The 26,049-nt window shown below is 60.9% G+C and carries 27 protein-coding genes; 2 read left to right on the top strand and 25 right to left on the bottom strand.

Going from position 1 to position 26,049, the window contains the following annotated elements:
* Nucleotides 1-19: 19 nt before the first annotated feature.
* The 13 genes from casB to GJT30_16140 all read right to left on the bottom strand — a co-directional run bounded on the left by casB (nucleotide 20) and on the right by GJT30_16140 (nucleotide 15,320).
* The gene (casB, locus tag GJT30_16080; GenBank protein ID MSM41135.1) at nucleotides 20-469 is read right to left on the bottom strand and encodes a type I-E CRISPR-associated protein Cse2/CasB; all 450 of its coding nucleotides are present in this window, start codon (nucleotides 467-469) and stop codon (nucleotides 20-22) included.
* Complete coding sequence (locus GJT30_16085; protein MSM41136.1) at nucleotides 447-1,994, bottom strand: type I-E CRISPR-associated protein Cse1/CasA; 1,548 nt, start codon at nucleotides 1,992-1,994, stop codon at nucleotides 447-449. The genes casB and GJT30_16085 overlap by 23 nt, the downstream gene beginning before the upstream one ends.
* Nucleotides 1,991-4,627 carry a CRISPR-associated helicase/endonuclease Cas3 gene (locus GJT30_16090; GenBank protein ID MSM41137.1) on the bottom strand — a complete coding sequence of 879 codons (2,637 nt, stop codon included), beginning with the start codon at nucleotides 4,625-4,627 and terminating at the stop codon, nucleotides 1,991-1,993. The genes GJT30_16085 and GJT30_16090 overlap by 4 nt, the downstream gene beginning before the upstream one ends.
* A 426-nt stretch (nucleotides 4,628-5,053) precedes the next feature.
* Entirely contained in the window at nucleotides 5,054-5,524 is a 471-nt protein-coding gene (locus GJT30_16095; GenBank protein ID MSM41138.1) for a 3'-5' exonuclease, read from the bottom strand.
* A 44-nt stretch (nucleotides 5,525-5,568) separates the two neighbouring features.
* Nucleotides 5,569-7,512 carry a response regulator gene (locus tag GJT30_16100; protein ID MSM41139.1) on the bottom strand — a complete coding sequence of 648 codons (1,944 nt, stop codon included), beginning with the start codon at nucleotides 7,510-7,512 and terminating at the stop codon, nucleotides 5,569-5,571.
* 46 nt (nucleotides 7,513-7,558) lie between these two features.
* Entirely contained in the window at nucleotides 7,559-8,563 is a 1,005-nt protein-coding gene (gene mltG, locus GJT30_16105) for an endolytic transglycosylase MltG (protein ID MSM41140.1), read from the bottom strand.
* Nucleotides 8,560-9,150: a glycerol-3-phosphate acyltransferase gene (locus tag GJT30_16110; protein ID MSM41141.1), complete on the bottom strand. Its 591-nt coding sequence runs from the start codon at nucleotides 9,148-9,150 to the stop codon at nucleotides 8,560-8,562. The genes mltG and GJT30_16110 overlap by 4 nt, the downstream gene beginning before the upstream one ends.
* A 71-nt stretch (nucleotides 9,151-9,221) precedes the next feature.
* Nucleotides 9,222-9,650 carry a DoxX family membrane protein gene (locus tag GJT30_16115; protein MSM41142.1) on the bottom strand — a complete coding sequence of 143 codons (429 nt, stop codon included), beginning with the start codon at nucleotides 9,648-9,650 and terminating at the stop codon, nucleotides 9,222-9,224.
* A 42-nt stretch (nucleotides 9,651-9,692) separates the two neighbouring features.
* The gene (locus tag GJT30_16120; GenBank protein MSM41143.1) at nucleotides 9,693-10,190 is read right to left on the bottom strand and encodes a rhodanese-like domain-containing protein; all 498 of its coding nucleotides are present in this window, start codon (nucleotides 10,188-10,190) and stop codon (nucleotides 9,693-9,695) included.
* Between the two features lie 175 nt (nucleotides 10,191-10,365).
* Entirely contained in the window at nucleotides 10,366-12,756 is a 2,391-nt protein-coding gene (locus GJT30_16125) for a copper-translocating P-type ATPase (protein MSM41144.1), read from the bottom strand.
* Entirely contained in the window at nucleotides 12,734-13,792 is a 1,059-nt protein-coding gene (locus GJT30_16130; protein MSM41145.1) for an AI-2E family transporter, read from the bottom strand. The genes GJT30_16125 and GJT30_16130 overlap by 23 nt, the downstream gene beginning before the upstream one ends.
* A 9-nt stretch (nucleotides 13,793-13,801) precedes the next feature.
* A complete protein-coding gene (locus GJT30_16135; GenBank protein ID MSM41146.1) occupies nucleotides 13,802-14,842 on the bottom strand; it encodes an AI-2E family transporter in 1,041 nt (346 codons plus the stop codon).
* Between the two features lie 43 nt (nucleotides 14,843-14,885).
* Nucleotides 14,886-15,320, bottom strand: coding sequence for a hypothetical protein (locus GJT30_16140; GenBank protein MSM41147.1), 435 nt, complete (start codon nucleotides 15,318-15,320; stop codon nucleotides 14,886-14,888).
* Between the two features lie 98 nt (nucleotides 15,321-15,418).
* Between GJT30_16140 and GJT30_16145 the strand changes: the two genes are divergently transcribed.
* Complete coding sequence (locus GJT30_16145; protein MSM41148.1) at nucleotides 15,419-16,141, top strand: UDP-2,3-diacylglucosamine diphosphatase; 723 nt, start codon at nucleotides 15,419-15,421, stop codon at nucleotides 16,139-16,141.
* Here the strand turns inward: GJT30_16145 and GJT30_16150 are convergent.
* From GJT30_16150 to GJT30_16175, 6 genes are all read right to left on the bottom strand, one after another.
* Nucleotides 16,119-16,385, bottom strand: coding sequence for a YkgJ family cysteine cluster protein (locus GJT30_16150; protein MSM41149.1), 267 nt, complete (start codon nucleotides 16,383-16,385; stop codon nucleotides 16,119-16,121). The two genes, GJT30_16145 and GJT30_16150, sit on opposite strands and share 23 nt — an antisense overlap.
* Before the next feature lie 22 nt (nucleotides 16,386-16,407).
* Complete coding sequence (locus tag GJT30_16155; protein ID MSM41150.1) at nucleotides 16,408-17,760, bottom strand: penicillin-binding protein; 1,353 nt, start codon at nucleotides 17,758-17,760, stop codon at nucleotides 16,408-16,410.
* Between the two features lie 103 nt (nucleotides 17,761-17,863).
* Complete coding sequence (locus tag GJT30_16160; GenBank protein MSM41151.1) at nucleotides 17,864-19,243, bottom strand: YihY family inner membrane protein; 1,380 nt, start codon at nucleotides 19,241-19,243, stop codon at nucleotides 17,864-17,866.
* A 55-nt stretch (nucleotides 19,244-19,298) separates the two neighbouring features.
* Complete coding sequence (locus GJT30_16165; GenBank protein MSM41152.1) at nucleotides 19,299-19,613, bottom strand: YtxH domain-containing protein; 315 nt, start codon at nucleotides 19,611-19,613, stop codon at nucleotides 19,299-19,301.
* Nucleotides 19,600-20,007: a DUF948 domain-containing protein gene (locus tag GJT30_16170; protein MSM41153.1), complete on the bottom strand. Its 408-nt coding sequence runs from the start codon at nucleotides 20,005-20,007 to the stop codon at nucleotides 19,600-19,602. The genes GJT30_16165 and GJT30_16170 overlap by 14 nt, the downstream gene beginning before the upstream one ends.
* 82 nt (nucleotides 20,008-20,089) lie before the next feature.
* Entirely contained in the window at nucleotides 20,090-20,371 is a 282-nt protein-coding gene (locus GJT30_16175) for a DUF503 family protein (GenBank protein ID MSM41154.1), read from the bottom strand.
* A 139-nt stretch (nucleotides 20,372-20,510) separates the two neighbouring features.
* Here GJT30_16175 and GJT30_16180 point away from each other — a divergent pair, with 139 nt between their 5' ends.
* Nucleotides 20,511-21,116 (top strand): hypothetical protein, encoded by a 606-nt coding sequence (locus GJT30_16180; GenBank protein ID MSM41155.1) that lies wholly within the window; start codon nucleotides 20,511-20,513, stop codon nucleotides 21,114-21,116.
* 62 nt (nucleotides 21,117-21,178) lie between these two features.
* Here GJT30_16180 and GJT30_16185 read toward each other — a convergent pair whose 3' ends face one another.
* The 6 genes from GJT30_16185 to GJT30_16210 form a co-directional block, all read right to left on the bottom strand.
* Entirely contained in the window at nucleotides 21,179-21,571 is a 393-nt protein-coding gene (locus tag GJT30_16185) for a membrane protein FxsA (GenBank protein MSM41156.1), read from the bottom strand.
* Nucleotides 21,572-21,591: 20 nt separating this feature from the next.
* Nucleotides 21,592-21,771: a hypothetical protein gene (locus GJT30_16190; GenBank protein MSM41157.1), complete on the bottom strand. Its 180-nt coding sequence runs from the start codon at nucleotides 21,769-21,771 to the stop codon at nucleotides 21,592-21,594.
* A 60-nt stretch (nucleotides 21,772-21,831) separates the two neighbouring features.
* Nucleotides 21,832-23,205, bottom strand: a complete 1,374-nt coding sequence (locus GJT30_16195) for a response regulator (GenBank protein MSM41158.1) — start codon at nucleotides 23,203-23,205, stop codon at nucleotides 21,832-21,834.
* 33 nt (nucleotides 23,206-23,238) lie between these two features.
* Complete coding sequence (locus tag GJT30_16200; protein ID MSM41159.1) at nucleotides 23,239-24,426, bottom strand: pyridoxal phosphate-dependent aminotransferase; 1,188 nt, start codon at nucleotides 24,424-24,426, stop codon at nucleotides 23,239-23,241.
* Nucleotides 24,427-24,557: 131 nt separating this feature from the next.
* Nucleotides 24,558-25,781 (bottom strand): nucleotidyltransferase, encoded by a 1,224-nt coding sequence (locus GJT30_16205; protein MSM41160.1) that lies wholly within the window; start codon nucleotides 25,779-25,781, stop codon nucleotides 24,558-24,560.
* Nucleotides 25,782-25,848: 67 nt separating this feature from the next.
* Nucleotides 25,849-26,049: cation acetate symporter (locus tag GJT30_16210; protein ID MSM41161.1), on the bottom strand; the 201-nt coding region annotated here is incomplete at its 5' end.

The raw sequence follows: 26,049 nt of genomic DNA on the forward strand, positions 1-26,049 counted from the left end.
TTTCTTTGTATGAAGATTTTTATTTCGATTGATTGATGAAATAGTCTTCCAGCAGGTCGCGCTTGCTCCGATCATTCCAGTACCAAAGAGTATTCGCAACTTTTGACCAGTTAGCAGTAGGCTCAGTCATTTGCAGGATGCGACGCAACTGAACCATGTCGTTTGGTTCGTCGGAGCGTACCACTTGGAACAGTCGTTTTTCACTGACGCCCTTGCCTTTAGTAAGTGCCTTGCCAAGTCCCACGTCGTCTGTGCCGTGATTGATGTAGGGCAGGCAGAATATCAGACGTTGGTATGCGCGTTTTTCCCATTCCGCATGGGCCTTGCCGCTGTACAACCGGTAAAATGCCGGCACATCCAAAAGCTCTTCCGGCTTGGCAACCCGCCGGAGTTCAGCCTTTGCCCCATTGGACAACTGCTCCCAGGCGTGGTAAAGCATCATGAATTCAGGGTGTTTCTGCGGTTCCATCGTCCCCTCCTTTATTCTGTTGTGGCTCAAGATTATTGAGATGTTTGTAAAGAGTCCGCTTGGCAACGGCTAACGTGTGTATCAACTGGGGATCGTTCAGATATGGCCGCGTCGTTTCCTCGAAAAGTTCCGTTGCGATTGCTTTAAAGGCTGCACGCATCCGGGTCAGTTCCGGTGCCGGGTCAGCAAAATCGATCCGCGCCAAAGTATCCTCGATGGTCGGTTCGGAACGGCGGTAGAATTGAGCATCTACAGCGATGGCAAGTTTTAGCCTGGCGCCTTTAACATCGGTCACGCCATTTATGAAGACATAAAGGGCTTTTTTCACCAAGGCATCTCGATATCCCTGCCCCAATGTGACCAGATCGTTAATGACTTTTGTATGTTTGTCCCAGCCGTGATTAAGGGTAAACACCTCGTGACGCCGCTCCAGGACCGACGCCTGATTGTTGCGATAACCGCCGACCAAAAGATGCAACGTTTGCATTGGTGGCGGCAGGATCTTACGTGACTGAAGGATGACGGCGGCGGGTTGCTGACCTTCTGTGTCCTTGTCGATCTGCTGTTGCAACACAAACCGGCTTAATTGCGTCCAGGCCGGTGCCGTTGTGGTGAATGCGGCAAACTTCTGTTCAATCTCCCCCTTTTTGCTGGTCATGATCCGGGGAGAATGGGGATGGGGCCAGGTTCCGGAAACGGTGTAGTTGAACTTTGCTTTATTGAAACCGGTGTAGGCTATATCCGTCTTGCAGCCGCAGCAGGAACAGGCTTCGGCGGGCACCGGCGGCAACAACTCGATGTGCGCCGGCTGCCATAAAAGGCCGCGAATGACGCCGATCCACTGGGCCGGTATCGTCTCGCCCACCTTGATCGGCTCAATCCAGGTGGGCTTTTGGGAAGCGGTCTCCCGGTGCCATGGAAAATTTTGATCAAGCATCAACTCCTCATCACTCAACACATTGAGCCAGACGGTCCGCCGCAGGTGATCCCCCTGCCCTAGCGTGGTAATCGGCGAGCTGCCGCGCAATCCGGCCTTGAAGCCGCCGCCGAAGCTCGGGGCGCACGATGCCTGATTGAAGAGCGCAATTGCCACGCAGCCGCCACACAAGCCGTCGGCAAGACCAGCCTGATTGACAAAGCAACTGTTAGTGGCACCGGTTACCCCTGCCAATAGCTTATCCATCGGTGTTGGGTCTTTGGCCGCCACCCCGCGTACCTGCATGAACGGCTGCTGCGGATGATCTACCACAAACCAGTCGGCGACATCACGAGTTGCTGCGTCGTATTCCTCCGCTGCAATCGGCCGGGCAATGCGACTTAACAGCCCCTTGCCATCCTTTGGCGTCAGCAGCGCCTGCACCATGCAGATCAGCAACTGCATTGCCGCAAGTTCCATGTCGTCGCGCGGTAAGCAGAGTTCCCATTCCTCACCGCCGCACAAGAGTTCACTCAAGGCAATTTTTTGCACCGTACCGCTCCCTTTAAGCAGGCGCACCGGTATCCATTGATCGGTCAGCAGATTCATTTCTCTTTCTCCAATCCCAAGTCTTTGTGATAGCGAAAGGTCGTTCCATTTGAAATACCCCCATAGCCTTCCCCTTCCCGCCCCATCTCCAGCCAGAACCTCCCTTCGTCAGAATTGCCCAAAGCGCGTCGCCAAGATTGCGGCACGCCGACGCTGTTCAGCGACAGGCACTCAGGCCTCCGATATTCGTCCAGCGTCTCGAACAACGTCCCATCCATCAGCATCCGCCCCTGCGGCGTTGTGCAGAAGGGCACGACAGTAAGGTTCATTTCCCCGTCCCGCGTAACGGCAGTAACGTTTTCGTCCGAATCCGGCAAAGGAGTTATAGCCATGGAGATCATCTGTAAGGCCTTGTAACGACTGACCGAATGTTTTATTTCGTATTCGTCGAATTGTCGCCGAATCTCTGTTGGTTCGTTTACCCATGCATCATCCTGATAAACCGACTCGATCCAGTCGCGATACGCGGCAGGAAATACTACTTCGCAATTCGGCGTAGACACCAGCAACTCCTGCGTCCGCCAGAGGGCGCGGGTATTGGCATAGATGTGACCGTGCAAGCCGAAATCGTCATCAGTCGGCAGTAGCACCGTGCAAACGGGCAGCTCGAATCCCGACGGGCGGTCATTCCGCTCATGCCGGTGCAACCGTCCCATCCTCTGGAACAGCAGATCAACTGGGCAGAGCTGGGTGATGAGCCAGTCGAAATCCACATCCAGCGATTGCTCCGCAACCTGCGTTGCCACCAGAATTCGTCCCCTTCTGCGCTTTCCTTTCAGGCCGAACCTCATGATGACGCGCTTTTCTTTCCGTTGCCGGTGGGCAAAGCAATAGCGGGCATGAAACAGGTCCACCGGCAGTGCCGTCATGGTACGCAATGTGCGGGCCAGACCCTGGGCAATGTCAACCAGGTTACAGACAACCGCTACCTGCGCCCCGGCCTCGGCTGCCGCGACAATCCGACCGAGCAAAGCGTCGTCGGGCACCATCGCATCAACGCGTACCGCCTCGACCTTGACTCTTCTCGTTACCGGTCTCTCCGAAGGATCGAGTTCGTAGGGTACTATGCCACTGTCGCCAGCCTTGGTGATCAAAGGATAGGGGGTGGCTTCCCCCTGTTTTTCCAGTGCAACTCCCCAGGCATCGCAGAGCTGCTGCCGCTGCTGCTCTGGCAGAGTGGCTGACAAGAGGATAGCCGCTCCGCCCGCCTCTTTCTGCTGTCGTAGCACCGCTTCCAGAAGCCCGTACATGTAGGCATCGTAGGCATGCACCTCGTCAACGATCAAAACACTCCGGCCAACACCGAAGCCGCGAACGAAACGGTGCTTCACCGGCAGCGCCGAGATGAGCACCTGATCCACGGTACAGACACCCATCTGTCCGAGGAATACCCGCTTGCGACTCTCGGCCAGCCATTGGCTGCACTGGACCCAGCCGTCTTCCTCAGGGTCGTACCCATCAATAGCGACATGCTTGATTGCGGTAAAGGTGTCGTTGAAGCGGGCCATACCATGGGCCAGTAAAAGATTCGGATTGTCGGCGAACAGCAGCGGAGCGATCCGCTGCAGTCGCCCGAGCATGGCGTTGGCAGTAGCCTGGGTCGGCAAGGCAAAGACGATGGAGTCGGCCAATCCAGCAGCGACAAGACGCCAGGCATAGGCCATCGCCGCTTCGGTCTTGCCGCTGCCGGTGGGCGCTTCCACAAGGGTGAGCCCGGCTTGTAGGGGGAGCGCGTCCACCAATGTCTGTAGCGAACGAGGAGTATCGCCTTTCCCCAGAAGGGTAACGACTCCGGAATATGCATGGGGATGTCCGATCACCCCGGCAAGTTTGAGTATGCTTGGCGCATCATGGGAGAAACGCTCCTTGAAGTAGGTGCGCAAATCCATCGGCTCCCGGCAGAAGCGAAAATGCTCATCGTCACACCGGGAACCGAGCCAGTCGGCAACCGAGCAGAATCCGGCCAGGAAAATCTGTGAACATGGTGGCGGGGAATCGGAAAGGGAGAGCCCTACCGGCTGAAGGAAAAGTGATTCAAGACAGGACCGCCATGCGTCGCGCGCCGAACGGTCGATCTGCGCAAAACGCCGGTCGCAGCCGATGGGCAAAGACGCATCCGGGACGAACGTGGTCCTGATGTGTCCGTGATGCCCCGCTACCGCCTGAATCCACGGCAACCATGATTCCAGTGAGCCATCTGACGAGGACACACAGTCAATGGAGTCCCAGTTGAAACCTTTGTTGGGCTCAGTGTCATTCAGACAGGCAAGACGATCCTGTTGAAACCAGTAAAGACCACCGTCGCCATGTTTGTAGTCCTTGCATTGCTGGAAACTGGGGAGAGGAGCATAAATATTGGCATCGGGGTAGAGCAACCGCCAAAGCGGCATCATCCGCTGCTGAAAACGGACATCGAATTTGCCGCAGTCATGCATGGCGACGAAGAAAAGTACCCAGGCTCGAAGTTGAGCTTCCGGCACATCGGTATTCAACTGCAAACCACGACGAATCGCGGGCGAGCTATCCCACCATACCGCTGCCACCGCCGCCACATCCAGACTGTGATAGGGCAGCAGGTGATAACCGCCACCTTCCCGTTCTGCCTTCCCCCAATACCGAAAACACCCCTCCATCAAATCCCTCCTAAAACCGGGCGCGGCAAGCAGCGCCCCTACGGACATCATCAACCGGGCGGACACGAGGTTCGCCCCTACGGTGCATATTCCTCGTCATCTGCCCAATTCGCCGGGTTGGCGGCGATGTATTCCCGGATTGCAGCCAATTCCGCCTCATCGCGGACGATCCGCTCGTAATAATTGACCACCCCGCGTGTAAAAAAATTTTACAGTGTAAAGTATTTTTACACGGCAAATCAGCCAGTTACAGCATTAATCCCATACAACCCCGGCACATGCAAGGACTTTAATCTTTTCGTAGGGAGACTTCGACCAGGATTTGTCACGCAATGGATAGTGTACAGAGGATTACGACAGAAAATGTCACAATTGGGCGGGGAGATGAAAAATTTTTATTGAGGAGTAGTGATACGCCAGGAGAGCTCAGCACCCCTGCAGCGCCAGCCAGACCCGCGCCGTGAGGCGGGCGTCGTCCAGGGCGCGGTGGAGGTGGCAGTCTGCGGGGATGTCGCCCAGGAGGTGGCGGGCAACGGTTTCGAGCTTGTGGTTGGGGAGATGCGGGAGGCGCTTGCGGGAGAGACGGACGGTGCAGTGCCAGGGATTGGGGAGCTGCAGGCCGAGGAGGGCGAGCTCGTGACGGACGAAGCCGCTGTCGAACGGCGAGTTGTGGGCAACGAGCGGGGATTCGGCGAAGAAATCCAGGAACTGGGGCCAGACGTCGGACGGCGACGGCTTGCCGCGGAGCATCTCGCGGGAGATGCCGTGTACCCGGAAGGCGCCGTAATGGATCGGGGAGCCGGTGTCGATGAGGGTGCCGAGTTCGGCGACGATCGCCCCATTTTCGACGGCAACGGCGCCGATCTCGATGACCCGGCCGCCGTTGTTCGTCGACATGCCGGTGGTTTCCACGTCGACGATGACCTGTCGCGCCGCTCCGCTCACCCGAAGATCTTTCTGAACAGCCCCTTCTTCTCCGCCTGACGGCGCTCGGCGATCAGCTGCATCCCCTTCTGGGCCAGGCTGTCGCGGGGGTTGAGCCTGAGGGCCTTCTGCAGCTCACCCTCGGCCAGACCGTCGCGCCCCTCGTCGAGGAGCATCCAGCCCCGGAAGGAGTAGGCCTCGGCATGCTTGCCGCTCTGCAGCGAGCGGGAGAGGAGGGTTCGCGCCTTTTCCTGGGCAGACCGCGCCCCCTGGTTGGCGGGGTTACGGTAGATCGCCCAGGCGAGGTAGGCGGAGTGCAGCGGGTTCTCCTGCTCCAGGCGGTAGGCGTCGGCCAGCGCCTTCTCGGCATTGGCGAACTCCCCCATCTCCAGGAAGACCTTGCCCGACTGGAACTGGACCTGGGCCTGCAGCTTGTCGTCCTGCTTGCCGTCGATCCCGACCTTTTCGGCATTGAGCAGCTCGTCGTAGCGCTCCTTGGAGACGACGCTGGAAAGGGTGTTGTAGGCGGTGGAGAAGGAGGAGAGGACCTCCTGGGCGCTCTCCAGGGTGGCTGAGGAGAGCTCCATCAGACGTTCCGGGGCGTAGGGCCTGGTCCGGGTGAAGTACGACTCCTTGAGGGCATTGAAGGAGAAGGAGCCGGGGGTGAGCCCGAACAGCTCGTAGTAGTTCTTGTCCTTGATATAGGCGGCATCACGCTGTACCTGCTGCTCGAAGCTGATCTCCGCCGACGAGAGCGGCGCTGCCATGCCGTGGGAGCCGACCGCAAGCTCGACCGAGCCGGAGACCTCCTGCACCAGGTCCTCGAACCCTTCGGATTTCTCCTCCGCTGCCTGTTCTTCCTCCAGGGGGCGGTTGTAGAGGGTCTTGAGCGGGAAATCGGCCCGCTCCTCCTCTGCCGGCGCGGGGTGCAGCTCGATGAGACGGAACAGCCGGAGGAAGTGGCAGAATCCGGTGGCGTCGTTGCGGACCGCCCCCTGCTCCACGATCTCGTGCAGGGTGCGGCGGCCGTTGATCAGACCGAGGGTGGCGATGTCCTCCTGCCGCATGGCCACGAAGTTGCTCTGCCGGAAGAAGCGCGCCGTACGGCCGGGATAGAGGTGCCCGTACCGCGACAGAAAGGCATCGGCATTGAACGAGAGGGAATGGCTGGTAACCGCCTCGTAGATGAACTCGGGAAGGAGCAGGGGGACCAGCGGCAACTCCGGCTCCACGCCGCCCGGCACGAACTCGGCTGCGGCATTGACGCGCAGGCTGTCCAGGAGGGTTTTCGCCAGGAACTGGCGCGATTCGGCAAGCAGATCCTCATAGGGGAGCAGGCCGGACTGGGTCAGGAACAGCCGCTCCTCACCGCTGTTGACAAAGAGCTGCTGCTCTTCCGGGGTCAGCCTCCCCCGCGCAGCGAGGAAGGCGGTGAAATCCCGGCTCCCCCGGGAAACGAAGGAATAGGGGACCCCCTGGGAGATCGCCACGGACGGCCCCTGGCGGAGCTTGAGCAGGCCGCTCTGCCTGCCGTAGTGGAGTTCCACCAGGAGGGGCAGCAGGGTGTTCGGCGCTGACCGCTTCTCCGGCGTGGCAGCAGTGGCCGACTCGACGGCGCGGAGAAAGGCCTGCTGGCTGAACGGTTTTTCCAGGTAGTGTTCGACCCCCAGGGCGCGGGCCGCCTCGGCGTACTTCCCCCCCCGGTAGTACCCGGTCATGATGATCACCGGCAAGTTGTGCCCGCGCTGGGTCTTGCGGAGCCGCTGCAAAACCTCGATACCGTTTATCTCGGGCAGCCGCAGGTCGAGCACCAGCAGGCCGATCTCGTGGGCCGCCAGCACCCGCAACGCATCGGTGCCGCTTTTCGCAGCCAGGACTTCGTACCCTTGGGCGGCGAGAAACCGCACCAGCATGTGGGAAAGGGCTTCGTTATCTTCGGCCAGTAAGACTCGGGTCGTCATTGCGGTACCCCGTTGCGCGCTTCCCGGCTGCCGGTCCTCCGGCAGCTCACTTCAGATACGTTGTAACAGCACTGTTGTGCTGGTCAAGCGTGGTGGAAAAAAAGTGGGTGCCGTCCTTCTTGGCAACGAAATAGAGATAAGGGGTCCGGGCAGGCGCAATGACCGCCTGGAGCGCCTCGATGCCGGGGTTGCCGATGGGGCCGGGAGGGAGGCCATCGATCTGGTAGGTATTGTACGGGTTTTTGCGGCGCACGTCACTGGAAGAGACGTTGCCGGCAAAGGCCCGCACCCCGTAGACCGAGGTCGGGTCGCTCTGCAGCCGCATCCCCCGCTTGAGGCGGTTGTAAAAGACCGAGGCGATGATCGGCCGTTCGCTGGCCTCCACCGCCTCCTTCTCCACCAGCGAGGCCAGGGTGACCAGCCGGTGCCGTGCAGCAGCCTGGCCGCGGCCGGCAGCGCCGAAGCGCCCGGCATAGGCCCGGTCGAACTGGGCCACCATCATCCGGATCACCTCGGCGGGCTTCATGGCGGGTGTGATCATGTACGTCGCGGGGAAGAGATACCCCTCCGCGCTCGGGCCGGGCAGACCCATCTCCCGGAGAAGCTGCCGGTCTGAGCAGGCTGCCAGGAACTCCTGGCGGCTGAAGATCTCGCGCGCCTCCAGCAGTTCGGCCAGCTGGTAGATGGAATACCCTTCGGGCACGGCAAAGCGGTGGGCATAGACCTCGCCCGCCACCATCTTCCGCAGGATCTGAAGCGGCGTCATGTCGCCGCGCACCTGGTAGGTGCCGACCTTGATCTTGTCGTCGACGCCCCGCAGCCGGGCCAGAAGGACAAAGACCCGGGCGCTCCGGATCACCCCGCGCCTTTCCAGGTCGGCTGCCACCCGCTGCAGGGGCGCCCCTTTCACGCAGTCGACCAGTTGCGCGGTATCGCCGCCAACTGGACGCATGAGGAGCGCAAAGCCTCCCAGGGCAAGGATCAGGACGACCGCGACCAGTGCGAACACCAGCCGGTATTTTCTGCACAGCAGCGATCCCGGCATATTCATGATTTTTTGAACTTACTCTCCGTGCCGAGCCGCAGGCGCTGGATGTTTTCCCGGTGCCGCCAGATCACCAGCAGGGCGATGAGGCCGGACATGAGGAAGATCAGCCCGCGCCGGTCGATCAGGGCCACCAGGAGCGGCATGGCAGCGGCAGCGGAGATGGAGGCCAGCGACACATAGCGCCATTTCCAGAAGACCAGCCCGAAGACCGCCAGGGCCGCCAGCACCGAAAGCGGCGTCATCGCCAGAAAGACCCCCAGGGCCGTGGCAACCCCCTTCCCCCCCTTGAAGCGGAGAAAGACGGTATAGATATGCCCGGTAAACGCGGCAAGCCCGGTCAGGGCCAGCCACCCCTCGGTGAAGCCGAGGCGGTACGCCAATAGCACCGGCAGAACCCCCTTCAGGCAATCGCCGACCAGGGTCAGCACCCCCACCTTCCAGCCCAGGGTGCGGCTGACGTTGGTGGCACCGATGTTGCCGCTGCCGGTGGTGCGAATGTCAACCCCCCCCACGAGCCGGGCCAGGACCAGACCGGTGGGGATGGAGCCGAGCAGGTAGGCGGCAATGATCAGTATCAACTCGTTGGACACGGGCAACTCCGGAAAAAACGATGCAAAACGGGGCGCATTCTAGAGCATTTCGGCGCAAACTGCAAGCAGGGTCACGCCGCGGAACGCCGCCAGTCCTGCCAGATGACCAGGCCAGCCATTGCCATGAAGACCAGGTCGCGGCCGATGGCCATGAGCGGCGGGTCCGCGGCTCCCGGCTTGAAGCAGCCGCAGTTGATCTCCAGCCCCCGGATGAGGGCGGACAGGAGCGCTGCCGTAAAGAACAGGTTCAGGAGCAAGATCATGAAAGCCGCGGGACGCGCCCGCCAGCCGGTCACCAGCACGACGCCGCAGATGACCTCCAGCCAGGGGAGAACGGCAGCCACCAGGTAGTTGAAGAAATAGGGAAAGAGCCGGTAGGCCGCGATGCTGCCGGCAAAGGCCGTGGTGTCGACAATCTTGAGCATGCCGGCATAGAGGAACACAGCCCCGAGACAGATCCGGACAATGGCTATGCTGTGCTTGATGAGGGGATTCTGCATCTGATCTCCACTTTTGGCTCGTGACGCGTCGCGTGACATTGCTTATGGCCTCCGTGCAATCGGGTACCCGGCATCGCGCCAGGCAGGAAAACCGCCGTCGAAGTAATAGACCGTGGTGTAGCCGATGGCGAGCAACTGCCTCCCCACCTCGATGCTGTCCTCGCAGGCATAGCCGCTGCAGTAGACGACCAGGGTGGCGTTCTTGGGCACACGATTGCCGAATTCGGGAATCGCCGTTGCCGTATCCATGAGCGGCAGGGAGATGGCCCCCTTGATATGGCCGCTGCCGTAGGCGACACGGTCGCGGGAATCGATGAAGGTCGCCTCCTTGCGGTCATAGAGCTCCTTGACCTGCATGAGCCCCAGCGGCAAGGGGATTGGCGCCGATATCCCTGCGGCGGCCTTCGGCGCCTCGGAACTCTTTCCCGTCCAGGCATTCACCAGCAGCCGGTAATTCCAGGACACGCCGATCACCGCTGCCAGCGCCACCATGATTGCCATCTCGATGGCAAGCCGCATCATCTCCTGTTTCGTTAACATCTTCTTCTCCTGGCAGGCTGTTGAAAAACAGCCATCTCGCCGCCGTCCTCGTCACTCCCTTCGTGCGGCGTAGCGCTGCTACGCCTCCTCGGTCGCTCCTGCGGGTGCGACGATCTGACTGCTTTTGAACAGCCTGAGTTTTTTGCTACGCTGAAACTTCGTTTTCAACAACCGGCTAGAGGTTTCGCGCCAGACGTTTCAACAGCAGCGAATTGGTAACCACCGATACCGACGAAAAGGCCATGGCCAGGCCGGCGAATTCCGGTTTCAGGGTGATCCCCAGCGGATAATAGAGAACGCCGGCTGCAACCGGAATCCCCATGATGTTGTAAAAGAGCGCCCAGAAGAGGTTCTGCTTGATCTTGGCCAGGGTCGCCCGACCCAGGCGGACCGCCCGCACCACGTCGTAGGGATCGCTCTTCACCAGGATCACATCCCCGGTCTCCTTTGCCACGTCCGCCCCGCCGCCGATGGCGATGCCGACGTCGGCCTGGGCAAGGGCCGGCGCATCGTTGATCCCGTCCCCCACCATTCCGACGACCCGCCCCTGCTGCTGGTATTCCTTCACCACCTGCTGCTTCCGTTCGGGAAGCACGCCTGCCTCGAAGCGGTCGACCCCGGCTTCGCGGGCAATGGCCGCCGCCACCAGCGGGTTGTCGCCGGTAATCATGCAGGTCTCGATCCCCAGGGCCTTGAGGGCGGCAATGGTCTGCCGGGCATTCTCCTTGAGCGGGTCGCTGAAGGATGCCAGCCCCAGAACCCTGTCATTGGCGGCAACATAAATCAGCGACTGGCCTTGGCCCGCAAGACGCTCGGCATCTGCGGCCAGCGGAGACAGGTCCATCCCGGCATCCCTGATGAAGCGCTCGCTCCCGGCCAGGAGCTGTTCGCCCTGGAGGTTGCAGGAAACCCCGTAACCGCTTCTCTCCCGGTAGTCCGATACCGGACCGGCAGAGATACCCCGCTGCGCGGCCCCGGCCACAGCGGCACGGGCAAGGGGATGATTAGAAGAGCCTTCCGCTGCGGCAAGCGCCATGAGCAGTTGATATTCGTCGGCCGGCGCCAGCGGCACGAGCGCGGCAAGCGTCGGCTCTCCCCTGGTCAGGGTGCCGGTCTTGTCCAGGAGCGCCACCTGCAACCCGGCGATCCGCTCCAGGGCAGAGCCCCGCTTGATCAGGATGCCGCGGGCGAGCCCCACCCCGCTGCCGACCATGATTGCCGTGGGCGTGGCAAGCCCCATGGCGCACGGGCAGGCAATGACCACCACGGCGATGGCCAGCTTGAAGGCGAAGAGGAATTCCTGGTGCAGTGCGCCGTACCAGACCATGAAGGTGACGAGCGCCAACAGGAGGACCACCGGCACGAAAATGCCCGAGACCCGGTCGGCAAAGCGCTGGATCGGCGCCTTGTCGCTCTGGGCCTCCCGCACCATCCGGACGATCTGGGAGAGGAGCGTCGCCTCCCCTACCCTGGTCGCCCGGACCGTCAGCACGCCGGTCCGGTTGATGGTGGCACCGGTGACCATCCCCCCCGGCTCCTTCAGGATCGGGAGCGATTCCCCGGTCACCATCGCCTCGTCCACGGTGGAGGAGCCCTCCAGCACCTCACCGTCCACCGGGATCGTCTCACCGGGGCGTACCAGCACCAGGTCGCCGACCCGGACCAGGGAGGCGGCGATGTCGCGCTCTTCGCCGTCGACCACCAGCCGTGCCCGGTCCGCCTGCAAGCGGAGGAGCTTCCTGAGCGCCTCCCCGGCCTTGCCCCGTGCGCGCGCCTCCAGGTACTTGCCGAGCCGGATAAAGGCGATCAGCATGGCCGAGGTCTCGAAGAAGACCTCGCCATGACCGCCAGCCTCTCCGAGAAAGGCCCAGAGGGAATAGCCGTAGGCCGCCGAGGTTCCCAGGGCCACCAGCACATCCATGTTGGCGCTCCGGTTTTTCAGGGCGTACCAGGAGCCGCGGTAGAAGGTGAGCCCGGCACTGAACTGCACCGCAGTGGCCAGGCAGAGGTTCATCCACCCCACCGCGCGGTTGCCGTGGAGCAGCATGGTGGCCATGATGGGGAGTGCGGCGCAGAGGCTGAAGACGAACCAGGCCCTCTCCCGCGCAAACCGCTTCGCCTCGTCGGCAGCGGCATCCTCCGCCACCGGCTGGTACCCTGCGGCCGTCACCAGGGCAAAGATGCCGGCTTGGCCCAGTTGCGCCGGGTCGTAGCGGACAAAGGCCTCTTCCTGGGAGAGATTGACCACGGCAGCGCTCACTGCCGGGTGCTCCGAGAGCTTTTTCTCCAGGGTGGCCACGCAGGAGGCGCAATGAAGCCCCCTGACGCCGAAACGGAGCTCGCCGTCGCCGGCCAGCTCCTTGCACCCGTAACCGAGCTGTCGGACCAGTTCGGCGATTGCCTGAGCCGTGACGCGCTGATCGTCGAATTCGACGCTCAGCTCTTCCAGCGGGAAATTCACCGTGGCCCGCTCGACGCCGGGAAGCTCCGCCAGCGACTTCTCGATCCGCGCCGCACAATTGACGCACGACATGCCGCTGACCCTAAATCTGGCCTGTCCCGCCATCGTCCCCTCCCAGCATGAGTCCATGGATATCTTCGCTGCAGATCTGCACCACTGCGGTGAGCGGCACTGCCAGCACCACCCCCCAGAAGCCCATGATCTCCCCCAGTGCCATCAGGGCGAAGATCACCGCCAGCGGGTTGAGCTGCAGGGCGCTGCGCATGAGCAGCGGTTTGATCAGGGTCCCCTCGACCACCGTATTGATGATGAAATAGACCGCGCAGACCTTGGGAATGATCATCAGGTCGCCCCCCTTCAGGTATCCGATGAGCGCCGGCGGGATGACCGCCAGCATCGCCCCGAAAAACGGGATGATGGTGGCAAACCCAGCGATCATGCCGTTCAGGATCGGGAATTCGATTCCCATGAGGTAGAGCGACAGGGAGCAGAGGATGCCGACCAGGAAGCAGTCGATGAACATGGCGTAGAGAAAGCGCTCCAGAGTGCGGTTGATCCGGTTCCCAAGCGTGGTGATCTCGTCGCGGTACCCCTCCGGCACCAGCCGCATCAACCCCTTTTTGGCGACCTCCTTGTAGTAGAGCAGGAAGAAGACCAGGATCGGCGCCAGGAGCAGGTCGAACAGGGCAAAGCCCAATCCCTTCAACCGCTCGTACCCCTTGCCCGAGACATCGGTGGCAGCCTGGTTGAGAACCTCGACGGAGCGATCGACCAGCCAGGAGACATCCTCGGCGCTGTAATACCGGGAAAGCTCCCTCTGCCAGGAAACCGCGGCCTCCTGCAGGTTCTTCACATAGCCCGGCAGCGACAGGGTCAAGAGCTGTAGCTGCTGGCCCACATAGGGGATCAGGAAGAACGTCGAATAAAAGCAACCGACAACCAGAATGCCATAGAGCAGCACCAGGGAGAGGCCACGGGGAAAGCCGCGTGCTTCGAGATATTTGAGGAGCGGATTGACGAGGTAGGCGATGGCCAGAGAAGTGAGGACTGCGGAGACGGTATGGCGCAGGAACAGGCTCGCCAGGAGCAACAGCAGAAATGCGAATGCCCAGAAAGCGTATATCCTGCCGTGGGAGCCCATGGTGACCCCTCAGGGTTCCCGGAAGTCGCCGCTGCGAACGTGCTCGATGGTTATCTTCAGAGCAGCGGCAATGGGAATGGCCAGGAGTATCCCCCAGAACCCCATCAGTTCGCCCAGCGCCATGACGAAGATAATGGTGACCAGGGGGTTGAGGTTCATCGCCTCCTTGAAGACCAGCGGCTTGATCAGGTAGCCCTCGATGAAATAGATGATGGAAAAGGCGGCAATGACCTTCAACAGGGCCACGCCGCTCTGGAACTTGACATAGGCGAAGAAGAGCGGCGGTATGGTGGCAATGATCACGCCGATGAAGGGGAGGATAGAGGCAGCTCCTGCAAAGAGGCCGTTGAGAATAGCGTAGTCAACGTCCAGGATGTAGAGGGCAATCGCCGACAACACGGCAACGATGAGTGACACGATCAGCTGGCCGCGGATGTACCCCCCCACGCTCCGGTTGATCTCGTTGCCGATCTGGAGGATCAGATCCCGCCGCAAGGGGGGGAACCACCTGAGCAGCTCGCGTTTGATCGCCTCCTTGTAATAGAGCATGAAGAAGACCAGGATCGGCGCGAGCATGAGGTTGAACAGGTTGAAGGCGACCCGCGAAGCCGCGACATAGACCCCGGCACCGAATTTCCCGGTTACCTTGTCCAGGTTCCCGGAGAAGGAATCGATGAGCCACTGCCACTCTGCCGCGCCGTAGACCGGCGTGTAGCGGTGTTTGAGCTCCAGGGACATGGATTTCAGCTTCTGCAGGTAGAGGGGGAGATTGTGCAGCAGGTCCTGCCAGCGACCGGTGAGGAACGGAACCAGGAAGGCGAAAAAGAAGACCGAAAAGATCGCCAGAATGGCATAGAGGATGATGATCCCCACGATGCGCCGCTGGCCGCGCCGCTCGATCCCCACCACGATCGGGTCGAGCAGGTAGGCGAACACAAAGGAGAGGAGGAAGCACGAGAGCGTGTGCTTCATGGAATAGCCGGCGATCACCGCAAAGGCGATCCCCAGCAGTACGGCGGTCCACCTGGTTACTGCGTTGATCCCCATCATCTGCTCCCTGATGCATCATCAGCAACGGCCATGCGCCGCAGCATCACAGTATATCACTTTCGAAGATGTCGTGCTCTTCCAGCCAGCGTTTGATCCGCTCGGAGAGATGCGACTCCCGCAGGGCCTCCAGGTGATCCATCTCGTCGGGGTAGAAGGAGAGGATCTCCTCCACCTTGCCATAGGGGAGCTTGCCGGCATAGGCACGGGTGAGCATGTCGCGCAGGTGGGGGTTGTCGATCTCCTGGATGAACTGGTAGAGCAGCAGCCTCTCCTGCTCGTAATCGAAACCCGGTATCGACAGGTACTGGTCGCTGTTCTCCGCAACCTCCTGCCAGAAACCCTCGTCGTCATAATCCGCCGGCACGAGATATATCTCGCCGGAAAGCCGGTCCAGAAGGTAGACCAGTTCCGGGTCCCGGTTCTCGAAGGCATCCAGGAGCTCTTCCCAGATAATGTCCACATCACGCATCACGCCCAACGGCACTCTCTCCCGCAATGTCTCATCCGGTGTTTCCGGATGGGCACTCTTTTCTCCCCGGCCTTTACCTGCGAGGGCTTTTTCGTTATAGTGTGGCAATGCGTTCACTCTTCATCGCCGATGCCCACCTGGAGCGGGAGTCAGATCCCGCCTACCGGGCCATGCTCCGCTTCCTCGCCGAATCGCGCGGCACCACCGGGACCCTGTATATCCTGGGAGATTTCTTCGAGTTCTGGATCGGCTATCCGACCGTCCCCTTCACCCACTACCTGCCAGTGCTGGAGGCGCTACGGCAGCTTGCCGACAGCGGCACCGCAATCGTCTTCTTCGAAGGCAACCACGACTTCCACATGGGTCCCTTCTTCACCGATACCCTGCGGGCACGGGTCTTTCCGGGACCGGCCGCCATGACCCTGGACGGGCGCCGGGCCTATCTCTGCCATGGCGACCAGGTCAATGCCAAAGACATCCCCTCCCGCCTTTTGCGCGGCATCCTCCACTCACCCCTGACCCGCTGGCTCACCCACGTGGTGCCGCCGGGAGTGGCGGGAACCATTGCCGAACGGATGGGACGGTCGGGGAGACAGAATCTGCACTACAAGGGAGAAAACCCTGCCTGTCGGACGATTCTCCGGGATTTTGCCGCACAACGCTTTGCCGACGGGTACGAGCTGGTCATCACCGGCCATTTCCACCTGCCGTTCACGGAACCTGCGCCGGACGGGTCGGGAAAACTGCTGGTCTCGCTCGGTGATTGGGCCACCCGCTTGTCTTACGCGGAGATGGTGGATGGGGAGATCACGCTTCAGACCTTCCGCTGACCTCGACAGGGGCGGCAGCCAGCCCGAACAGCCGCAGGTAGTTCGCTACCCGCTCATCCAGCGTCGGTGCCGTTATCAGACCGCACAGGTCGTCGGGACGGTAGCTGGCGCAGACAGCAGGCCTCGTTGCATAGATGTCGCAGAGCCCGGTGGGGAGCAGGTGCCGACATCGCTCACCCAGTGGTTTGTCCAGAGCCGAGATATCCGGTGCCACGCAACAGGTCCCGCATTGCCGGCATGCCATCGTGCCCTCCCGTGGAACCGGGTTACTTGAAAAACGCCTCTAGCGCCTGCTCGCCCAAAAGCGAAGCCTTTATCCGCCACTTCTCGCCATTGACGATGAGGGCAGCCAGAGCTATCTGCGGGTCATCGATGGGCGCATAGGCGGCAAACCAGCTGTAATGGCCGGGCGGATCGGTCCCGTTGATGGAGCCGGTCTTGGCGGCAATATCCACGGCGGCGAGCTTCGGCCGGCCCCGACGGTCGCGGAACACCTTGCGCGACGTCCCCTGGCTCACGGTGGTGGACATCATCGTTGCCAGCTGGTCGGCGGTTTCAGGCGAAACCACGCGCCGCACCGGTTTCGCCTGGTCGCTGAAGAGGATCTTCCCCTTGCTGCCGCGGATCTCGTCTGCCAGCATCGGCTGCAGCATCATACCCTTGTTGGCGATAGCCGCCATCATCAGGGCGGCATAGAACGGTGAGATCTTCACGTCGCGACAGAGGCCGGCCCCCATCCGTTTCAGCTCGCCATCGTCCTGGGGCGTCACACTGCTGCAGGGAGTGATGGGGGTTCCGGGAAAAAGGAGCTGATTGAAGCCGAACCGCTCCATCCCCTGCATGATCCCTTCCTTCCCCACCACATCGCCGGCCAGACGGCCGAACAACGGATTCACCGACTTCCCCATGGCCATGGTCAGGCTCATCTCCTGATTGCCGCGCCGGTTCCCCACCGACCAGTAACGGGGGTTTTCGGACGTCAGCCCGCCTCGGAATGGAAGAACGGTCTGCGGGGTCACCTTCCGCTGCTCCAGGGCAGCCGAAGCCGTGATGATCTTGAAGAGCGAGGCCATGGGATAGAGGTTGTAGGGAGCCTGGGCCTGCCAGGCCGAGTCTTTCTCCGAGTGGGCGGCCAGCGCAAGGATACGGCCGCTCTTGGGCTCGACAGCCACAAAGACCCCGTATGGGACCCGATATTCAGCCATGACCGCCTTGACACGCGCCTGCAGCTCGGGGTTGATGGCATAGACCACGGTCGTGCCGTCCTGCAGCGGCGCCAGCAGCCGTTCCCCGTCAAGCTTAGCCGACGGGAGCGATTCATTGGCAAGTCGGAACGACTGTGCGAAATCCAGCTCCCCCCGGAGAGCCGTCGGACGGACAGAGCGGGCACTTACACTGGAGATGGCGTTTTTGGCCGACACCAGCAGATGAAACAGGGGATAGGCGGCAATCAGGCATGCCAGCAGCGGCAAAAGCACCTTGAGCCGGCGACGGCGCTCCGGTGTTTCAGGGGCGGGTCGCCTGAAGGCGTTCCGCGGGGCATGCTGCTTGCGCCCCAGGGGGATGATCCGCCTGAACCGTCCGGTATGTTTGGTTGTAATATGTTTTATGTCCTGCATGGGCCTAGGTGATGTGTTGCCAGCCGGTATCGACATGGGCAGGAATAACGAGCTTCAGGCTGAGCGGAAGTTGAGGCACTATATGTCATTTGACGCAGGGTTGTCAATGCTGTCGGCTCTCCAGCTCTCCTGCGCTGCCGTCAGCGGAAAGCCGGGCAAGGTCGCGCAGGGTCATGCCGGCAAGCAGCTGCCCGGTCCCCTGCTGCAGCCGCTCCATGAGCCGCGAAACCGCATCCTCCCCCTGGGCGCCGAACTCCCCGGAGCACCCCTCCCCCCCATACTCGCGCAGGGCCGCCAGGACGTCACTAACCAGGACCCGGTCGATATCTCGGCCGGGCAGATAGGTCTTCGGCTCACCGGCACCTTCGGCCAGCATACCCCGTGAAGCATAGAACGAGAGCAGCCCGCGCACGGTCCGGGCCGGTACGTCCAGCTCTTCTGCCAGCTCCTCCTCGTTCGGGGGCGGATCGCCCGCCACGAAGACCGCCGCGATCCTCCTCAAGAGCGACAGGGCAAGATACTCGTGCAGGGAATGACTGGAGCAGAGCCGCAGCCCCCCCCGCCACCCGCGCAGGGTCTGATGGGCGCAGACCACCTCGCCGCCGAAGAGGATGATAGTCCAGCTGGTGTAGACCCAGACCATGATCAGTGGGACCAGGGCCAGCGTCCCGTAGATGGCGTTGTAGCGGGCAACTCCCACCTGGAAGTGGATATAGCCCCACTGGGCAAGCTGCCAGATGGTACCGGCAAATATGCCGCCGACCAGCGCCGACCTGAACCTGACCTTGGTGTTGGGAATGAAGATGTAGAAGCAGATCAGGGCCAGCCAGACAATCAGATAGGGGATCAGCCGGAAGACAACGAGCAGGAGATCGCCCAGGAATTCGATGGAGAGGACCCAGCGGACCAGGACCTGGCTCTGCAGGCTGGTGGTGATGCTGGTGGCGGCAAGCAGCAGAAGCGGCGCCACCAGGGAGACGCTCAGATAGTCGGAAAACTTGCGATGCAGGGAACGGGTCTCGCTAACCCCCCAGATGCCGTTGAAGGCCTCTTCCATGGAGGCGAACAGGGAAACCACCGTCACGATGAGGGAAATGAGCCCGATGGCGCCCAGCGAGGTCATGTTGGTGTTGTTGATGTAGTGGATGATCTTGCTGACCGCAACCTCGGAGCCGGCTGCGACCTGGTCGAGAAGGAGCGGCTCAAGACGGTTCTGGACGCCGAACCCCTTGAGCAGCGAAAAGGCAAGGGCGAGAAACGGGACCAGGGAGAGGATGGTGGTGAAGCTTAAGGCCGATGCCTCCAGCAGACAGCGATCCGCCATGAAGTCCTTGGCAGCGACAACGAGAATCTGGATGCCTTTCAACAGCTGGCGTCTGATTCCGCTGCAGGAGGCTGGCTCGCATTCACCCAGAGGGGGCGGAAGCAGCCGCTTCAGCAAACTGCCGATCGTCTCGTGTCCGATCATGCCACCTCCCGACATCTACGAAAAAGGGGCGCACAGCCGTGCGCCCCTCCGGAACAGATTCCGTCCGCAATCATGCATCCTTGTATTTTTCCCGCTCGCGGTCCATCGCCTCTTTGCCCGCCTCGATGGCCGACGCGAGGATCGATTTTTTCTCCTGGAGGATCTCCTTGCCATCCTCTAGCGTGGTCTTGATCTTGTCCTGGGCCTCGCTGACATATTCCTTGATCTTGTCGACCGCATCCTCGGTGAGACCGGTTATCTTCGCACGTATCTCCTTGCCGCTCTTGGGTGCTACCAGAAGCGCCACGCCGGCACCGACGGCGGCACCCGCGAGAAAGGACAGCAGTACGGCTCCTGTGCTGCTTCCATTGTCATTGTTTGCCATGTTGTTTCCCCTCCTTTCGCAGAAATTTGTCGATCATGAACTTGCCCGCCACCCTTGCACCGGTGAGCCAGAGCGATGAACTGGCCAATACCCCCGCAACCGACCCGGCCACGTTGTTGATGGTGTGCAGGCTCCTGCCCGTATCTCCCAGCGCCGCCATGAAGGTCGTCACATCCTCACGGTTGGCGGCAGTCTCCTCGACGATCAGCTTTGTACCGGCCAATGTTTCGCGCAGTTCGCGCAGGACCGGCTGCAGGTCGGCTTCGATCCGCGCCAGCGTCTCGCGCGACGCCATCGCGGTCTTTCTAATCTCGATGCAGGCCGGAATCATCACCCCGGCCAGAACCACCAGTGTCACAGCCATAACGACCACGGCGATCCCTGCGATATCCATGTACTCTCCCCCTTCTGCAGCTCTCAGTCTCAGTAAGTATAAAGCAGTGTCGATTTTTTGCAACCTGTCGATGCGCGCCGGATCACCATTCCTCGATCTCCATGGCCGTTACTGCCACGTCGGGCCGCTCATCGACGAGCCATACCTCCAGCTGCTCCAGGAGTTGACGGGCATACAGCCGGTTCGGACTGACCGTGACAAAGCCGAGCACCGCGCTCGTCGGGTCTTCCTGGCGATCCACCTCGGCAGCGGCAACATTGAAGCGATTGCGGGCACGCGCCAGGATGCTTTTGACGATTCCACGCTTCCCCTTGAGCGAATGGCTGGGGAGTTCCAGGAAACATTGGGCGGCATAAATGTGCATGAAACGAGCATGCTCCGAGCTTTTTCAGGGATTGTACCCGCCAGGCGGGAAAGATCAAGGGGATACGGTTGACATTCACAGACTCCCCTCTATAATAGCGGCATGAGCTGTACCACCACTTCTTCCCGCAGGTGATTCTATGAATATTCTCATTAACCTGAGCAGCCTGGTTCTCGGCAGCTCACTCGCCGAGATGCTCACACGCAACCCAGACGGTTTCACAACCTTCGTCACCCTTGATGCCGAATCGGTAACCGACTTCAATCCCGGCCTGGTTCTGGTCGACGCCTCCACCCTCAAGGCAGAGCTGTTCACCCACTGGCCCGAGGCCAAGGTCATCCTGATGGACACGGGGCTGGCGGAAAACGAGATCATCAGCATTCTCCTTTCCCACAAGCTGGATGGCGTCATTGCCACGGACACCGACATTCCGCTCTTCTTCAAGGCGCTCTCCGTCATTCACGACGGCCAGGTCTGGATCGACAACAGCAAGCTGAAGGCGCTGCTCAACTACGCCGAATCGGCAGCCCGTGCCAAGAACATCGAAAAAATCAGCCGGAAGGAACAGGAGATCATCATCCTGGTCTCCCAGGGATTCAAGAACAAGGAGATCGCAGAGAAGCTGCACATCAGCGAGCAGACCGTCAAGGCTCACATCAGCCACATCTTCCGCAAGGTCAAGGTTACCAACCGTTCCCAGCTGGTCCCCCTGGCGATGAAATTCCGCCTTCCCCCCATGACCTGATCCGGTACCGTACAATCCATCCCGACCGATTCGTTGCCACAGTACCTTAAAGCCCGTTCCGTTCAACGGGGAGGGCGAATCACGATGACGCCGTTTGCCAGACGGCCTTCCAGCCAGCGGCGCAGGTACAGCTTGAGGAATGAGCGGCCGGCGGGGATCAGAAAGACCAGGCCGAGGAAATCGGTGAGAAAGCCGGGGGTGAGGAGCATGAGCCCCCCGACCAGGATCAGCAGGCCATCAAGGAGTTCGGCAGCCGGCAGGCGACCGGAGGCCAGCTCTCCCTGGATGCGGCGCAGGATGCCGAACCCCTGGTGGCGCACCAGCCAGGCGCCGCAGAAACTGACTGCCAGCAGAATGGCAACCGTCTCCCACGCACCGATCAGTTTCCCCACCTTGATCAAAAGATAGAGTTCCACCGGCACAACGGCAAAGACGAGAAAGAGCCTGGCTAGCATGGGCGGGCGCTCCGTTCCGGCTACAACGGCATTGGGGCACAGACGTTTGCCGGGTTGTTCACTTCAGTGCCGCAGGTGAAGCAGACATGGGTCGGGTTGACGGTCAGGCGGGCAATCTCGTCGGCAAGCCCCAAGCTGCGCAGGACACAGATGTGCCCCTGATGGCCCTTTTCATTGGTGCATTTCTTCTCTTCGGACATACAAACCTCCCTGTTCGATTGGATCTGATTCCTTCCGGTCCCCTCACAACCTTTTCGCCCTTATTTCTTCAGGTCGATGCCGTAACTCTTGATCTTCCGGTGCAGGTTGCTCCGCTCCAGCTCGATGGATTCGGCAGTCCTGCTGATGTTCCAGCCGAAATCCTCAAGTTTCTGGAGGATGAATTCCCGCTCGAACTCCTCCCGAGCCTCGCGCAGGGAGGTCAAACCCATCATGCCGTCGATGCGCGTGACTGCATCGACACGATGGGTATCGCCGCGCAGGTAATCGGGGAGCTGATCGGTACTGATGGTTCTCCCCGGAGTCATGATCACCAGCCGCTCCATGATGTTCTTGAGTTCCCTTACGTTGCCGGGCCAGTCGTACTGCTGCAGCAGTTCAACCGCTTCGGGAACGAGCTGTTTTCGCTCCCGTCCCTCCTTGCGGCAGAACCGCTCCAGGAAATATTCAACAAGCTGCGGCACATCCTCCTTCCGCTCGCGCAGGGGAGGAACCTGGAAGGGGACCACGTTGAGCCGGTAATAGAGGTCATCGCGGAAGGTGCCGTTCTTGATCTCCTCCTCCAGCACCTTGTTGGTGGCAGCCACGACACGAACATCCACCTCGATGGTCCGCGTCCCCCCGACCCGCTCGAACTTCCGCTCCTGCAGGATCCGAAGCACCTTGGCCTGGGTCTTGAGCGACATGTCGCCAATCTCGTCCAGAAAGATGGTGCCGCCGTCAGCCAGGTCGAACTTCCCCTTCTTCTGGGCCACGGCACCGGTAAAGGCGCCGCGCTCGTGGCCGAACAGTTCGGACTCGATCAGTTCGTCCGGGATGGCGGCACAGTTGATCTCCACAAACGGCTTGCTCTGCCGGTTACTGAAATGGTGGATCGAACGGGCAACCAGCTCCTTGCCCGTGCCATTCTCCCCGGTTATGAGGACCGACGCGGTGGTGGGGGCAACCAGCCGGATCTGATCCCGCAGGGTATTCAGGGCTGGCGAGGCACCGACCATCTCGTGCCCCTGCAGCACGGCGTCGCGCAGGGTCTCGTTCTCTTCCCGCAGCCGCTGCATCCCCAGGGCATTCTGGATGGTGAGCAGCAGCTTCTCCAGGGAAAGGGGTTTTTCGACAAAATCATAGGCCCCCAGCTTGGTGGACCGCACCGCCGTCTCGATGGTGCCGTGCCCGGACATCATCACCACGGTCAGCGACGGATGGATCTCCTTCAGCTTCTGCAGGGTCTCCAGCCCGTCCAGGCGCGGCATCCAGATGTCCAGCAGCACCAGGTCGGGGAGGTCCCGCTGCACCGACTCCAACGCCTCGACACCATCCACCGCCAGGAGGGTCCGGTAGCCTTCGTCCTCCAGGATACCCACCAGCGAGGTGCGGATGCTCTCTTCGTCATCGACAATCAATATGGTCTGTGCCATGTCCGACCTGCTCCTTTAGCTCGTCCATCAGGGTCAGAGCCCGACCTCTTTGGCAAGTGCGCCCCAAGCGGGGAGGCTCCGCTCGATCATCCCCTTGTCAACACAATAGGCGATCCTGAAGTAGCCGGGAGCACCGAATCCCGCACCGGGGACCAGCAGGATGTGGTGCTTCTGGGCCAGGCGGACAAACGCCACATCGTCTGCAATGGGCGAACGGGGGAAGAGGTAGAATGCCCCATCCGGCTTCACCATGCTGAATCCGAGGCCGGTCAGCCCCTCGTAGAGGAGATCCCGCTTTTGCCGGTATTCGCCGATATCCACCGATTCACGCTGGAGCTTTGCCACCAGGCGCTGGAGAAGCGCCGGTGCGTTGACGAACCCCAAGGTGCGGTTGCAGAAAATCGCCCCTTCCATGAAAAGCTCCACATGGGTCATGCGCGGGTTGGCCGCCAGGTAGCCGATCCGCTCGCCCGGCAGGGCCAGGTCCTTGGAATGGGAGGTGACGATCACCGCATTGTCGATGAAGGGGAAGATGCTGGGCACTGCCATGCCGTCGTAAGCTATACGGGCATAGGGCTCGTCGGAGATGACGTAGATCTGCCGCTCCAGTTCCCGCTCCTTACGCTGCACCAGATCGCCCAGTTTCTGCAGGCTTTCGGCAGGATAGATGACCCCGGTGGGGTTGTTGGGGGTGTTGATGATGATCGCCCGCGTCTTTTCGGAAATAGCATTCTCGATCGCCGGCAGGTCGAGCTGGAAGGTTTCCGGGTCTGTCCAGACCTCGCGGGGGACGCCGCCATGGTTGTCGATGTAAAACTTGTACTCGACAAAGTGCGGGGTCAGGATGATCACCTCTTCGCCGGGGTTGAGGATCGTCTTCAGGGCCACGTTGAGGGCGCCGCTGGCGCCGCAGGTCATGACCACGTTCGCCGCAGTCACCTGCAGACCGGACGACTCGGACAGCACCTCGGCAACTGCGGCGCGAGTCTCCTGGTAACCGGCATTGCTCATGTAGCGGTGCATGCCGAGAGGAGGGGCTGCCGCCAGTCGCCGGAACTCCTCGTCATATCGGGCAGGGGGCTCGATATTGGGATTCCCCAAGGTGAAATCGTAGACGTTATCGGCGCCGTGGACTGCCCGGAGCCGTTCCCCTTCCTCGAACATCTTGCGGATCCAGGACGCTCCCTCGATGAAGGTCTGGATTTTTGCGGCAATGGCCATAGTCTCTCTCCTTCCGGTTGGGAACTATGTAGCATATTTGCAACACCAGGTGCAAGAGGAAGCTGGACGGGTGCCGGAACTGCCGTTCGACACAAACCACGACCACAACAGGCATGCCAATAATGGAGAAATCACATGATGGAGAAATTGGTGTGGATGATCTTCTGCAGTTCCTCGATCCGGATGAGGGCGTTGCGCACCCGTTCCCGCTCCTCGGTGGAGAGTTCATAGGGGTTCAGATAATAGGAGTCCTTCTGAATCCCCTTGATGACCTTGATCTGCAAGAGAATTCGATGGCGGGTAAGGGCAAGGTAGGCATCGGTGAGGCCTGCTGCGGTGTTGCGGGAAAAGCTCCGTTCCGCTTCCAATAGCTCGATCCGTTTCAGGGTGCTGGTGGCAGGTATCCCCTGGTTGATGGCGAGTATCCGGACGTTCATCACCAGGGGTGCCCAGGCAAGGAGTTTCAGGTTGAACTCTCCCTTGTGTTCACCCGAACCCTCGGTCCAGAGCCGCTTCAGGAACCCGAGTGCCAGTTTCATCTCGGTGGCGGCCTTGGCCATGCCCCATAAAACCTGGAAATAATCCTGTTCCAGACCACGGATGAGAGATATCAGCTCCTTGGCCAGCTTCTGGTCACCGGCAACAGCGCGGGCATCGGAAAGGACTATGAGATCCATCAGGTTCTTCCCATAGTCTTCATATTCATACCGCACAATGGAGAGGAGCTTTCTCCGCCACTGGGTATAGGAACCGCGCCAGGTGGGGTTCGAGGGCATGATGTCGCCGGTGCACTTCTTGAAACCGATCTCTGCCAACCGCTCAACCAGAAGTTCGGAAAACTCTTTGAAATAGCGGTCGACCTCCTCGTCGCCATCGGCATAAACGATCAGATAATCCTGGTCAGTAATGAGGGTCTGCTCCTCGCGACCGTCGCTCCCCATGCTGATCAGGGCATAGGGGACTGGCGGTGCTCCCTTCCCTTCGCCTGCAAGTTCCTGTTCCACCAGCGAAAGCGCTCTCCCTGCCAGCAGGTCGCGGTACTCGGTGCAGCTTGCATGCAGGGCTGGAACCGACTGCGACGCGAGAAAACGCTCCATCTCCTGGAGATTGAGCGTGTCATGGATCTCTTTGAGCTTACCGTAGTCCGAGGTGACCCCGATCGACTGACACAGCTCCCGCTGCCGCCCCGAACTCCCCGAGACAAGGTTCATCTCCTTTTCAAACCGCGTGCAGAGTTCATCAAGGAGCCTGCGCGCCTCGCTACCGGTCAAAAGCGGCAGGAAGTCGCGGACTCGCCGCATGATCTGCTGGTGCAGCTCCTCCGGAGCTATTTTGTGGATTATCTCGTGGTACATGGTCTGGAGTCCAAAAAAAAGGGGAAGGCAAGCCTTCCCCACATTGTATCACACAGTTGATCCTCTGTTAGTGGTCAATGGCCTTAGCCATGCCGATACCGGTGTTCTGGCGGACGTAGATCTCGTCGAACATCTCTTCGGACTTGCGGCTCGGGAAGGCCAGACAGCCGATGATGGCTGCCAGGAAGCCGACCGGGATCGAGAGGATGCCCGGGTTCTTCAGCGGGAAGAGCGGTGCATCCAGACCCAGCATGGACTTGCCGTCCTT

This window comes from Geobacter sp. (genome assembly GCA_009684525.1).
Taxonomy (GTDB): domain Bacteria; phylum Desulfobacterota; class Desulfuromonadia; order Geobacterales; family DSM-12255; genus Geoanaerobacter.

Coding starts and splice junctions, on each gene's coding strand:
- casB (MSM41135.1), bottom strand. CDS start 469: ATGGAACCGCAGAAACACCCTGAATTCATGATGCTTTACCACGCCTGG.
- GJT30_16085 (MSM41136.1), bottom strand. CDS start 1,994: ATGAATCTGCTGACCGATCAATGGATACCGGTGCGCCTGCTTAAAGGG.
- GJT30_16090 (MSM41137.1), bottom strand. CDS start 4,627: ATGGAGGGGTGTTTTCGGTATTGGGGGAAGGCAGAACGGGAAGGTGGC.
- GJT30_16095 (MSM41138.1), bottom strand. CDS start 5,524: ATGTCGACGAACAACGGCGGCCGGGTCATCGAGATCGGCGCCGTTGCC.
- GJT30_16100 (MSM41139.1), bottom strand. CDS start 7,512: ATGACGACCCGAGTCTTACTGGCCGAAGATAACGAAGCCCTTTCCCAC.
- mltG (MSM41140.1), bottom strand. CDS start 8,563: ATGAATATGCCGGGATCGCTGCTGTGCAGAAAATACCGGCTGGTGTTC.
- GJT30_16115 (MSM41142.1), bottom strand. CDS start 9,650: ATGCAGAATCCCCTCATCAAGCACAGCATAGCCATTGTCCGGATCTGT.
- GJT30_16120 (MSM41143.1), bottom strand. CDS start 10,190: ATGTTAACGAAACAGGAGATGATGCGGCTTGCCATCGAGATGGCAATC.
- GJT30_16125 (MSM41144.1), bottom strand. CDS start 12,756: ATGGCGGGACAGGCCAGATTTAGGGTCAGCGGCATGTCGTGCGTCAAT.
- GJT30_16130 (MSM41145.1), bottom strand. CDS start 13,792: ATGGGCTCCCACGGCAGGATATACGCTTTCTGGGCATTCGCATTTCTG.
- GJT30_16135 (MSM41146.1), bottom strand. CDS start 14,842: ATGATGGGGATCAACGCAGTAACCAGGTGGACCGCCGTACTGCTGGGG.
- GJT30_16145 (MSM41148.1), top strand. CDS start 15,419: ATGCGTTCACTCTTCATCGCCGATGCCCACCTGGAGCGGGAGTCAGAT.
- GJT30_16150 (MSM41149.1), bottom strand. CDS start 16,385: ATGGCATGCCGGCAATGCGGGACCTGTTGCGTGGCACCGGATATCTCG.
- GJT30_16155 (MSM41150.1), bottom strand. CDS start 17,760: ATGCAGGACATAAAACATATTACAACCAAACATACCGGACGGTTCAGG.
- GJT30_16160 (MSM41151.1), bottom strand. CDS start 19,243: ATGTCGGGAGGTGGCATGATCGGACACGAGACGATCGGCAGTTTGCTG.
- GJT30_16165 (MSM41152.1), bottom strand. CDS start 19,613: ATGGCAAACAATGACAATGGAAGCAGCACAGGAGCCGTACTGCTGTCC.
- GJT30_16170 (MSM41153.1), bottom strand. CDS start 20,007: ATGGATATCGCAGGGATCGCCGTGGTCGTTATGGCTGTGACACTGGTG.
- GJT30_16175 (MSM41154.1), bottom strand. CDS start 20,371: ATGCACATTTATGCCGCCCAATGTTTCCTGGAACTCCCCAGCCATTCG.
- GJT30_16180 (MSM41155.1), top strand. CDS start 20,511: ATGAATATTCTCATTAACCTGAGCAGCCTGGTTCTCGGCAGCTCACTC.
- GJT30_16185 (MSM41156.1), bottom strand. CDS start 21,571: ATGCTAGCCAGGCTCTTTCTCGTCTTTGCCGTTGTGCCGGTGGAACTC.
- GJT30_16190 (MSM41157.1), bottom strand. CDS start 21,771: ATGTCCGAAGAGAAGAAATGCACCAATGAAAAGGGCCATCAGGGGCAC.
- GJT30_16195 (MSM41158.1), bottom strand. CDS start 23,205: ATGGCACAGACCATATTGATTGTCGATGACGAAGAGAGCATCCGCACC.
- GJT30_16200 (MSM41159.1), bottom strand. CDS start 24,426: ATGGCCATTGCCGCAAAAATCCAGACCTTCATCGAGGGAGCGTCCTGG.
- GJT30_16205 (MSM41160.1), bottom strand. CDS start 25,781: ATGTACCACGAGATAATCCACAAAATAGCTCCGGAGGAGCTGCACCAG.